This is a genomic window from Paenibacillus sp. BC26, assembly GCF_900116125.1.
GTDB lineage: Bacteria > Bacillota > Bacilli > Paenibacillales > Paenibacillaceae > Paenibacillus_Z > Paenibacillus_Z lignilyticus.
Map to the genome: position 1 here is coordinate 701,044 of NZ_FPAD01000002.1, position 11,934 is coordinate 712,977.

General features: G+C 39.0%; 11 protein-coding genes. 3 read left to right on the forward strand and 8 right to left on the reverse strand.

The features are described 5' to 3' along the window. Nucleotides 1-3: 3 nt before the first annotated feature. From BM412_RS19290 to BM412_RS32565, 6 genes are all read right to left on the reverse strand, one after another. Entirely contained in the window at nt 4-2,055 is a 2,052-nt protein-coding gene (locus tag BM412_RS19290) for a Mu transposase C-terminal domain-containing protein (protein WP_091221940.1), read from the reverse strand. A 2-nt stretch (nt 2,056-2,057) separates the two neighbouring features. Further along, nucleotides 2,058-2,654 (reverse strand): TnsA endonuclease N-terminal domain-containing protein, encoded by a 597-nt coding sequence (locus BM412_RS19295; protein WP_143111658.1) that lies wholly within the window; start codon nt 2,652-2,654, stop codon nt 2,058-2,060. 410 nt (nt 2,655-3,064) lie between these two features. Further along, a complete protein-coding gene (locus BM412_RS19300; protein WP_177245932.1) occupies nt 3,065-4,942 on the reverse strand; it encodes a TniQ family protein in 1,878 nt (625 codons plus the stop codon). A 555-nt stretch (nt 4,943-5,497) separates the two neighbouring features. Next, nucleotides 5,498-5,992, reverse strand: coding sequence for a hypothetical protein (locus BM412_RS32560; protein WP_256256453.1), 495 nt, complete (start codon nt 5,990-5,992; stop codon nt 5,498-5,500). Between the two features lie 414 nt (nt 5,993-6,406). Further along, nucleotides 6,407-6,736 (reverse strand): hypothetical protein, encoded by a 330-nt coding sequence (locus tag BM412_RS19310; protein ID WP_091221952.1) that lies wholly within the window; start codon nt 6,734-6,736, stop codon nt 6,407-6,409. A 1,085-nt stretch (nt 6,737-7,821) separates the two neighbouring features. Continuing rightward, a complete protein-coding gene (locus tag BM412_RS32565) occupies nt 7,822-8,127 on the reverse strand; it encodes a WGxxGxxG family protein (protein ID WP_091221955.1) in 306 nt (101 codons plus the stop codon). A gap of 670 nt (nt 8,128-8,797) precedes the next feature. Between BM412_RS32565 and BM412_RS19320 the strand changes: the two genes are divergently transcribed. The 3 genes from BM412_RS19320 (at nt 8,798) to BM412_RS19330 (ending at nt 10,362) form a co-directional block, all read left to right on the forward strand. After that, nucleotides 8,798-8,986 carry a hypothetical protein gene (locus BM412_RS19320; RefSeq protein ID WP_091221958.1) on the forward strand — a complete coding sequence of 63 codons (189 nt, stop codon included), beginning with the start codon at nt 8,798-8,800 and terminating at the stop codon, nt 8,984-8,986. A 381-nt stretch (nt 8,987-9,367) separates the two neighbouring features. Next, on the forward strand, nt 9,368-9,721 hold the full coding sequence (locus BM412_RS19325; RefSeq protein ID WP_143111659.1) for a hypothetical protein: 354 nt from the start codon (nt 9,368-9,370) through the stop codon (nt 9,719-9,721). 158 nt (nt 9,722-9,879) lie between these two features. Beyond that, a complete protein-coding gene (locus tag BM412_RS19330) occupies nt 9,880-10,362 on the forward strand; it encodes a DinB family protein (protein WP_091221963.1) in 483 nt (160 codons plus the stop codon). 209 nt (nt 10,363-10,571) lie between these two features. Here the strand turns inward: BM412_RS19330 and BM412_RS19335 are convergent, their stop codons facing one another. Beyond that, a complete protein-coding gene (locus BM412_RS19335) occupies nt 10,572-11,294 on the reverse strand; it encodes a class I SAM-dependent methyltransferase (RefSeq protein WP_091221966.1) in 723 nt (240 codons plus the stop codon). A gap of 218 nt (nt 11,295-11,512) precedes the next feature. Further along, a complete protein-coding gene (locus tag BM412_RS19340) occupies nt 11,513-11,932 on the reverse strand; it encodes an NUDIX domain-containing protein (protein ID WP_091221970.1) in 420 nt (139 codons plus the stop codon). Nucleotides 11,933-11,934: the final 2 nt, after the last annotated feature.

The following is an 11,934-nucleotide window of genomic DNA, read 5'->3' on the forward strand; positions in this document are numbered from 1 at the left end:
TGTTCAAGCTCCTTTTATCCCCGTTTGATAAGTAGGCAGGTCATCATCCAACTCAATATCTGCAACCAATCCAGGTTGATGCTCAGATTGATCGTGGACTGCATCATGTGACTTCTTTTTTCGACTTTTTGCATCAGCTTGTTTCAAAGCTTCTGCTACTTGAACCGAATTAATGTCAGAGATATCTTCAGGTAAATTAAGCCGATCCAATTCGTAACCCATGTCTTCAAACTTTTGAGTCTGCTGCTCCATTTCATTCAGTGTATCAACGTACCCTTGTTTTTGATCGCATTGCTGTTGTTCTGTTATAACCTCCACATTACGCCTTGCTAGTCCAACATGAAGATCATCATTTCGCAATTTAGCTCTGCTAAGTTCTACTGATCTCAATTGAACCTCATAAAATGGGATTGGGAGATCAGAACGTATTTTCCGATCAGCAAGGATCTCTATATCCGGGTAAGCCTCAATGTAGTTCTCGTTTATCGGATCCCTGATATAGATCACTCGCAAATCGTCTTTATCAAATCGAACACGCAATTCATCATCACGGTTTAACCGATCCATTTCATAACGAAGATCTTGTAGAGCAGCACTTTGAAAATAGAAACCCTCTAGTTTAATCCCCTGAGCTTGCAGTTTTCTAAATTCTAAACCTGCACCCATTACAATTTTCAATTCTTTTAGATTGCGCGGAATCGATAATCTTAGGTGCGGATTCGCTTCAAGACTTTTATGCCAGAGTTCATGCGGAATGCCAGCACGAGTAATAGAATGCCTCCAATCATGAGAAATCATATCAACTAAAGCGATGTGCACGAGATAGTTAAACGCCTGTAAAGTGATGCATGCTTCCCCTTCGGAATCATACTGCGATTTTTCAAAAGGGTTTGAGAACGTGGTACCTGGGGAACGATGAAACAATTTCTGGTTAAGTGTTCGAAATGCCCTTTCAATTGTTCCTTTTTGGTGGCCCGAACCGATACTACAATATTGAATATCAATCCCGTATGTCTGACATACGTCTCGCAAGTCAAACGACTCGTTAACTTTGGCATTGTCTAGCACAACTTCTCTTGGGATGCCATAAGCTGTCCATTCCTTTTGCACAAGCGGATATAATTGACTTAAATAAGTCTTCGGTAGAAAGCAGTGTAACAAACACTGCTTTATTGCCGCGGTATCCGGCTGGTTGAAACAAGTATGAAAACCTAAGGGTTCTCCGGAATGCACATCGATTGCATATACAAGCCAGGGGCGCTGCCGACTAAGAGTAACCGGATTTACTAAGAGCTCATCCACCTGTGTCCAGTCAATCTCGACCCGTTCTAGTATGCGGTCGCTGGATAAACGACCTCGGGAACCCTTACGAAGTAATTTCGCATTTTGGAGACCATGCCGGATAACATCCTGCTTGTATTTATCCTGTACGTCACGGTACACCCGCCAAAAGGTTACTGAGGAGATGCACTTCAGCTTTTGGTTATTCTCCCTAAAATCATTTGCCTCATTAACTCGAACCTTGAGCTCAAGATACATTTCCTGAACGCTAGGTTTGATCTCTTCATAAGCCATATCGTCGACAACCTTTTCAGCCATTCCTAGAACCGTTGTGTCGGACAAGCGTTTTCTAGGTCCTCTCAGCTCAAAGTTGGAAATCAGATACCTAATGTCTCTGTAACGCAACCACTTTTGCATCCAGTTATAAAATGTACCCTGTGAAATATTATGTTCTTCTAGATGCTCAGCCAGATCAACAAACTTCTTCTCCCGATTAATGAAGGGGAGAAGAAGTTTATATCTCCTTTCCGCCTCATTTTTCTTTTCAGCTGAAAAAGCTTCAAAATCCGTTTCAATTATCGGTCGGTTTTCATCAATTTGGAATTCCAAGTTTCCATCCACCCAGGCTCTAAGCAACTCTACAACCTTGTAGGTTTCCAGGTTTCCGTATTTCACATTTTCAACAGTAATCTGTCGATGTCCGGACCGTTTTACAACGACCTCAAGGCCGTTAAGCAAGAATTTGGTACCGTGAGAAAATTCATGTTGTGACACTGTTACCACACCTTCCCTTCATTAATAGAAAGAATCGTCTGCTCCGATATCCTCTGACTAAACAAATCCGCTTTGAAAAACCGATCAAGCAGCAATCGATATACGATCGCTGTAAACCTCGGTACGTCAACTTCAGGAGTGTACAAGTGCAACTCCTTGATTGTGCAAGAACCTACTTTTTGCAAGCGTTCGAATACTACCATCAAATCATGTGTGTCGAACTCATAACGCATTACATCAAGAATGATGTTTATGTTTTTACTAAGATGTCCCTTATGCAGATCAAGTTCCGTCATCACCTTGAATTTCCACCCGTGTTCTTGGCAGAATATCTTAGCCACTTCAAACTTAATAACATTGTCAGGATCGTTCACATGCTTTGAGGGCTTCACCTCCACAATTGTTGTGCCTCCGTTTTCATCGGTCAGTCGAAAGTCTGGCGTATACTTGCGTACACGCCTTTTATAGTTGTAGCTTATGGTTAGCGGCTGGTACTCGACTCCTACGATTTCACATTGAAAGTTGCAAAACCGAACGAAATCTCGCTCGAGAAGGCTCTCACCAAAGACCATTGTTTCATCAGCCGTTGGTCTTGCCACAAGACACCTCCTATTAACCCCTTTTTTTGGGCCAATCTTTCTAACAGGCAAATAAGAAACCTCCTTTAACCACTTAGTAAAATTCGACTAGAAGCTTGTAGTATTCTTATCACTAGATTCATGTTTTAAACTAGTGAACATGCATAACGATGCTCCAGTCCTTTTTATGCTGTTTTAATCATTAAAAAACCTAAAAACAGGACGTTTTTATCTCACTAATTGATTTAGATTAACCTGCTAGTATACTAACTGATGTCTGCAATTAACTCTCTTAATCATCATCTGAAAAAGGGATACTTCATTACAAATGAAGTATCCCTAATTGATTAAACTTTAATATCTAGCTTCTACAAATCATATTTCCCCATTAATAAGTATTCTAATAACAAAAAAAACCGCCTACAAGGCGATTATATTTTAAAAATATATCCTTTATCTTTTAGTATATTGTGCTTTACAAGATCACTCCGCAAATAAAGATACCCTTTACTACCGTCTACGTATTCTCCAGAGACCGGCTTAACACCAATTTCATCTATTCTGCGTCGGATCTCCCTATAATCGATATTACAGCTCATCTTTATTTCTTTTAGAGTGATATATTTCATGTTAAAAGCTTTAATGTCTTCGGAACAGAACATATTAGAATTACCCCGTGGTATTAAACCCAATTTAATCCATGACAATATTAATGAATTATTAACACCAATTAACGTAGAGAAATCAACCGAGCTTAATATCTTATTAGTTGGAGTTGAAAGGTTTAGTTTATATTTCAATATTGCATTTTTAGATTCAAACTTATCAAACAAATATTGATTAATTCCATTCCCAGTTATTTTTTTGCGAGGAATTAATACTCCCTCTATAACAAGTTTAAAAAAAACGCTAATTTTGAAGAAGCAATTTCCTAGTTCTCTTATAATAAAAGAAGAATTGACGCATTTAGAATCCCCACTGCAATTCTTCAATAATCTTTCATCAAATACATCGAGTAATTTAATTACTTGAGTTTTATGATAATAAGTATACTTTTGTGTTGATCGTTCGCTTGATCGGCTTATCAATGAATTTTCTTCTAGTATTTTCACGCTGTCATGGCAAATACCAAGATAATTTTTAACTTCTTTCGAATACATAAACTTTTCTCTTGAAATCATGTAGTCATTAATGCTTTCTTGAGAGACAAATATTCGACAAAATCTTTGAGTCTTTTGTATTTTACCTTGAAGTTCATTAATTTCAATCAATTTCTTGACCTTATTCCAAGGTGTTTTTAGTAACCTGCTCGCTTCACTTCCGGAAATATATTTTCTATCTTCTAAAACGACATCTATCTTTTTAAATGTAAGATGATGTCCGTTACTCCATTCCTTATGTATATACTCAGAAAAAGCATCTTTAATAAATCCATAAGAATTTGATTTTAGAAAGATACTTTGAAAAGTACCAAAATTACTTCTTATGCCTGTTGTAAGCTTATACCTCTTAACTTCACTATATTTATCAAGGAACTTATAAAACTCATACGGCCATGAATTAAAAATGGAAACACTTCGTGAAATAATACCAATAAACTCCTTATCAGATGTATCAGCGTGAAATGAAAGTACCTTTTTTTTAGTTTCGAAATAACTTATAACTCGAACCATATATATAATTAAATAAATTAACTCTTCCAATGACAAGTTATACAAAGGATTGTAAAAACCCTTATTTACACAACTAGTTATCTCAGTTTTTTTGAGCTTCATCTCAATTAAAGAAGGTAATACTAAATCTTCTGGGTCTGCTTTTAGTATGGGTAAATTGCAAAAATCAAATCCACAATTACATTTATCTATAGTAATCCGATTATGAAAAATTTTTGATTTACATTTTAAACAACGATTAATTAAAAAGCACTTATGGACATGACAAACAGTTAAAACATTAATATCCCAAACAGCTCGATAGTAACTAGATTCTTTGAAACATAACGGACAAATCTTTATCGAGTGGCTATTAATACCTCTTCTCATAATAAAGGCATCTATTTCACTTTTCTTTTGCTTTGAGTCAATTAAATAATTAAGCATTGAATGATATGTTTGAATATTAACTCCCGTCATATCTGAAAGTTGAACTAAACTCTCGAGGTTAGGTTTTATTATATATGAACTACTAGGAGTTCCAACTTTGTAATAAATCCAACTTGCGAGTTGATAGCCATTATAATTACTGAGCCGTAACAAATATTCAAAAAAGCTTTCATCTAAAAATGGTGCCGGTCTTCTGAGATATTTCACCACTACACTCACCCACTATTCCCAAAATGTCAGGGGACGTAACCTAATATAATTCAGCAATAGACATCTTGATGCAAATATATACATTTCTCATCAATAGGGATTATCAGCGATCCACGTTCAGAAGGGGCTCCTATAAATAATAAAGAACCCGAAAAAAAGGCGCCCTCCTAGAGGAGATGCCTTCTTCATTAATATTGTGTTACCGCTGCAAACTATGTGATCCACCTTATTCGGGATATCTCTGGCCACAGCTTCATTGCAGCCGTAATGGTCCATAAGTTATTCAACAATAATCTCTTCAAATGAGGTTGGAATCTCAGTCAAACGACCTCCACTCCGTCCAATCTATACTGAACAATAAATATTCCTCTAGAACCAGTATTTCGTTTAGACCAGGATTATGTGCCATTAATTTCCAAGTTCCAATAGTAAGCCCGAGCGATGTATTTGCTGCTGTTAACATGAAAAAGACAGCTGGTTATTTTCAGCTGCCGATCATGGTTTGTATTGAGCTATAGTTCTCCGTTAGCTTAATGAACCTTGCCAAGTAATTCAGCCCCGCAGAGCAGTGTTTTGCTCGGATTGAATACGTAGGATTAAATATGAATTAGAGCGACTGCTTGCAACAAACAAAAAGGGATGCCCGTTATGGACACCCTCATGGTTTAATTCGATAATTTCGAACCATTTTAAAATGAGATCATCAAGCATTCCACACGTTAAGGCGCCGCATCCTTGAACGTGTAAAGGCAAGTAAGCCTTTTGAGTAGATGATTCTATTATTTTAGTTACCGCGCGAACCGTTGCTACCACGGGAACCGTTGCTACCGCGTGAACCGTTACTACCACGGGAACCGTTGCTACCACGGGAACCATTGCTACCGCGCGAACCGTTGCTACCACGGGAACCGTTGCTACCGCGTGAACCGTTACTCCCACGGGAACCGTTGCTACCTTGGGAACCATTGCTACCTTGGGAACCATTGCTACCTTGGGAACCATTGCTACCGCGCGAACCGTTGCTACCGCGTGAACCGTTACTACCACGGGAACCGTTGCTACCTTGGGAACCATTGCTTTCTGGCAAATGAATCAACTCCTTTACTTATAGATTCTATATATATATGTAGCAAATCTATCAGATGCTATAGTTATATACCATAATTTACCATATACATGGGGCTATATACCGATTGAATAAGTAATAAAAGAAGGGATGCCCGTTGCGGCATCCCTTCTATATAAACTCTCCAAAATTCCCGGGGACCAGCCGGGTTAAATCGTCTTCGTGTTAGGCGTAGTATATGCAGATTTTTATCAACATGGCTGGGCAGTCGTATTGCAGCGCTGTTTTTCTAGCCGTGGCATAGCAGCTCCTGCACTAACCTGCCCGTTAGCGCAACGAAAATGGAGCAGCTGCGGATCAAAAACTGCTCCATGGTTCATTGAACTATTGTACCTTTAGCTCAATCCATAGTATTTATCTTTTTGTTGGAGCCAGTTGACAATGACGCTTTTAAAAGTGTCTATTGGCAGCTCGCAATAAGCTTTGTCTTCGGAATATCTGTCGATTATCTTCACTGTTGTCTTGCTTAATTCAACATCATGATACTTCACACATAAAAGAGTGGTTTCAGTACCATTCAAAACTTCATCAACCGAATCAATTACCCAACTTCCTTTTTCATTTATATCTTGAAGATTTGTCCCGATAAATGCTTCTAACAAATCATATCCTGCTGGCAAAGAAATTACAGGAACTCCGAACATATCAATAAGGATAAATTTCATGAATAGACCTCCTGGTATCTGCCTATCGAGCCCCGTTAGTTAAATTAAGTGATTAATGGATTTATCCAAAAATCATTTCAAATAAGTATACGAATAGTCGAAGTATCATTGCTATAAAAGGAAGTGCAAAAGGGGCTAGGATGGCTAGTAAAAGTGCGATACCAATCCATTTTAAAAATCGGTTCATTTTTTCAATCCTTCATTCTTAACTTATAGAAATTACCTTAGCATGGAATTCATAACCCATAAATGAGCAATTTCTTCCACTTATTTGCCCATAAACATAATGAAGCCACCGATCGTGCCGGCGACTTCATCATAGGTGTTCGTTAGTTAGCGCAACAACGTTGCTATCACTTTTTTATAAACTTTTTCATTATAGTACTGACCAAGTATGAGTAATACTACTTCTTATAGCATCAAGTTGTTCAATTATCCTGCCCGTTAACGTAATGAAGGCTGACCGATCGATCTAGAATATGGGATATACCGAAAAAAATGTTACTTGGCCGCTTAATAACGAATAGCTCAATCCAGAGGTTGTGTTGCAACAAGAACTTACTTGAATATCCCTCTCGTGCTCTTGCGACAAGAACTTACTTGAATTGAAAATGGACAGCTGCGATTGTTCGTAGCTGTCCACCCCTATTGAACTGATATGGTTAAACTAATGTTCCTCGTCCCTCGGTTTTAAGGATTTATCTCATACCCGTCATATATTTCTGAATCGCTCGAAGTTAGTATTTCCTCACTCGCTACTTTTGGTTGGGCAAAAACCATAAACCGTTATCTTCTTTTAAACATGAAGGGCAGAAAGACGAATGGGATGAATAGAAAAAAAGAAAAACCGAACATTTTGCTAATTAGTAGGAACAAACCGCTGAATAGGATGGTAAAAACCAAACTATACAAACAACCTTTACCGGACATATTACTAAAAAAGAACACTTAATTCCTCCTTTTTTAAACCAAACCAGATGCGACCACGACATAATCACCACGAATAACCTAATTAATTAAAAAGACCATTAAAAAGACCATGGCTAAGTATTAGCCATAGTCTTATTCCAAAAATCAAATCTTTACTACGAACGCTCAGGATTACGGTCATGGTTACGACTTCTCAAACCAGCTAAACCGAGTAAACCTAAAAGTCCTAACCAGCCCCAATCGAAATCATTATCATCATTAACTGCATTAGCCCGATAGTTACCGTTACCTGCAGCAGTTGTTGCATAGCTATTTGTATTAATTGAACGGTTGTCATAAGACTGGTTACTTTGTGCAGAAGTCATATTGTTTGTGCCTGCAGCGCTTAAGATTCCGGCGCTCATCATTAAAGTAAAGCAGCTTAGCAGCAAAAATGTGAATAGATATTTCAATTTTCTCATGCAAATAACTCCTCTGCTGATGATTTGTCAGTCTCAATTAATTTCCCCTATATGTAAGTGAAATATTCGATCGATTTTTAAACTTTAAGCAATCCTACCGGTTCGTATTATGAGGCGGCCTCAATTTTATATGGTCATAAGATTGCGGTAGCCGGGGATCGAACTTCTGTCGGATCCCAGGAGTTATTCCGTCCATCTCCCCTACTTGTTAAACCATCATTCTACATGTCTTATAGGCCAGTGGATATAATAACCTCAGAGGTGATTTCCCAATGAAATGTGTTTATTGCGAAAACATTCAGCAAATCAAAGGTATGAAACATAAGTGTTATATTTGTTCTATAATCAAGGCACGTTAATCAGATAGCAGAAATACAAGCTGCCAATCTGACTGTTGCAATGTTGTCTAGAAGTCGGAAATCGGACAATGTTCTGTCAGCAATCGAGAATCGGATCAAGTTCTTGTCATCGCCAAATGACAAAGAACTTGATCCGTTAACTAAAAAAGCCAACGGACTTCATTCGGACAATGTTCTTGTCAACCGACATCTGATATTTTCTCCGCTCGTCCATCGTCATAGGAACATTTTTGATGTAAATGCATATTTATCTTCCTCCCAGGGGCAACATAGATTTTGTTGTCACTTAGATTTAATAAGGAGGTTGCAGTATGCCTAATGAACAAAATGAATTAACCAAAGCTGATGTGCACTCCGTTAAGCAGAATAAGCTTCCGGTTGCAGGATCCGCGGATACGGAATTTTCCACCGAGGAAGCAGCTGATGTATTTCAGCACAACCCTGCTGCAAACGAAACTTCAGCCAACACATCAGCAAAAGAAGCTCTGGATGAATTCTAGGATAATGTAAAGCAAGATGCCCGACCTCACTTGGAGCCGGGCATCTTCTATGTCACAAGATATTGTCCTCTGCAATCGATGTATTCTATAAAGCTAAAAACGGTAGCTGTCATACAGCTGCCATTTTCTCAATGCTTTGTGGTGCAGCAAAGAGGTGCATGAATGGCTAACAGGCAAAATAGTTAATTATTAAATAGGATTTTATACACGAGATATACTGGGCATGTATTGAGCTATCCTGCCTGATAGTTGAGAAAACGGCCGCCATTAAACCGGCTGCCGTTTCAACGTTACTTATAGAACTATCGTTCCTCGTTAGCGCAACGACTATTTATTTAGACACATAAACACACGATGGTTCAGACAATGGTGAGGAAAGTCTTGCCAAGAATTGTTCATCTTAAAAAAGAGCCGTCAATTAAATTTAATATTGCAATAAGTAACAATAAAATACCAAAAATTCGATTTAATATTTTCACTGCTTTATGTCCAGAATCAGGATACGTAAATTTCCCAGCTTTCAAGTCAAAACTCATGCGAGAGATCATCCATACTTTTACAGGAAAGAAAAAGAATAAAAGCCCGATGCAAATCAGCAATATTGATAACAACATAAATCCACCTATTCTTCCGTTAATGATATGGCTGGAACTAATGTTTCAAACGTTGACGGTCGCTTTTACTTTTTGCAGGCAGCCTCGTGATGTAATAGATTCAACTATCCTTCCCCGTTAGCTTAATGCCTACCTGCAGTCTACAACTTTATTTTCACGGTCTAATACTTTATTTTTCAGTCTAATACTTTGGCGTGATCCTCTAATCTCCCGCCCCGGTGTCCCTTCCCTATGCTACAATAAATGGAAACAAGCCCGTTGACAAGGAGGCTGCTTGCCATGCAAACGTTAATCGACGAATACGCCCGCGGATACGCGATGCTGCGGGAAGCCATGAAAGGCTTGACCGAAGAGGAGCTGCGTTTCAAACCGGCGCCGGACCAGTGGAGCATCCACGAGATCCTCATTCACGTGACGGATTCGGAGCTATCGTCGACCTCCCGGATGCGCAAGGTGCTGGCGGAAGACGAGCCGATGCTTGAATCCTTCGATCAAGTAGCCTGGGTCGAACATTTGCGCTACGACCTGATGGACCGCGAGGAGCAATTGGAACTGTTCCGCTTGCTGCGCAGCGGCATGAAGACGCTTATGGCGCACCTGACGCCCGAAGAATGGCGGCGGGTCGGCGTCTATCCCGACCAGGCACGGTTTACGTTCGAAGAGCTGCTCGGCTACCGGGTGGGCCATATCCGCAGCCACCTCGCCCAAATCGAACGGGTGCGGGAGGCTTACCTACAAGGCCACCAGAATCGCGGCTCGTAAGCCGGTCATCCAACCGGCAGCAAATGTGCCACTTCCCGAATTTCTTCCCGCCGCCGCTTTATCGCAAAAACCGCTTCTCGCGCTGGACGAAAAGCCGTTTTTTGCTAAGCTGGCGCGCAGAGAGAGGTTCTACTGCCCGTTACTTCAATGAAACAAGGAGCAGCTGCCGCTGGCAAACTGCTCCTTGTTCGTTTAGCTATCGTGCCTCGTTAGCTTAATGAGTTATTTGTTTTTTTAAACAAAGCAGTAAGTAAAGCTGAAACACCAAACATAGAATTTGATGCTTCCTTTTCGAGCATATCCCGTAATTCGATTACTTGAAAACCATTAAATATTTCTCTTAATTTTTCGTCCGTGTAACCTAAACCACCTCTGAGGCTCTTTAGTCTATACACTTCCCAATCAGATATATCCGAGCCCCCAAGTGCTCCACCAACCTTAAAGCAAGTTATTGCAAATAAACCATTTGGCTTTAGAGCTTTATTCAATAATTTTAGATAACTCATCCTTCGATGAGGTGCGATATGGTGAAAACAACCCGAGTCGTAAACTATGTCATATACTCCTTCTTCAATATCTAATTCAAATATATTTTGTTTTATAAAATTAACTGTGACATTTTTATCCTCTGCACGCTTCTTTGCCCAATCAAGAGCCTCTTGTGATAAGTCCACAGCATCGACCTTACAGCCCTGTTCAGCAAAATAGATTGCATTTCTCCCAGGACCACAGCCTAGTTCCAACACCTTGCCTGAATTTAAATATCCTCGTTTAAAATAATTGACTAAATTTTCATCAGGTAAATTCACAAAAAAAGGGACTTCCTTTTCCTTGTCAGAATAAAAGTTGTCCCAATTAAAACGTGATTGTTCTTTTAACAACGTATCTAGCATATTCAAGACATCATCATAATTTAAAATTGATTCCTTCATTGAATAACCCCTCACGTAAAGGTGAATTATACAAGTCCAATTTTCATCGCATTTTTTCGAGAGCAAATCAGTTATTGTGAAGATGTAGGGACAACTTTTGGCTTATTCAATAACATAATCATTGACATGTTGGTTTCTTACGAAAACTTTATTTCCAAACAAAGCTGCGTCTTTTATTCTTTGAATTGTAAAATTGGACATTGGTTTAGGCAGGTTATTCAAATCAAAATTGCATATTCATTAATTTCTTTACCGTCTGGAGTTGGAATTCCACTAAACTCGTTCGCACGAAAAATAAAAACATAAGCATCACGGTGAGATAAGAAATAGACTCCACTGAGTGAGAGATCAGTAACTTCTATCTTTATTTCTTCTCGACATTCCCTAACTGCCGCTTCCCATGAAGATTCACCGCTTTCGACAACGCCACCTGGTATTGCCCATTTCTTTTTACCATAGGTATGATGGACGAGAAGAATTCTTCCAAACTCATCGAATATAGTACATCCAGTCGCATCAGATGTTCTTTCCATAGTTTTCTGAGCCTCCCTCAACCAACATATTGGATTTAAAAAACGGAATTCATCTTCAACTACATTTAATCTATATCCATAATTTCCTGTTACTTTTAACAACATAT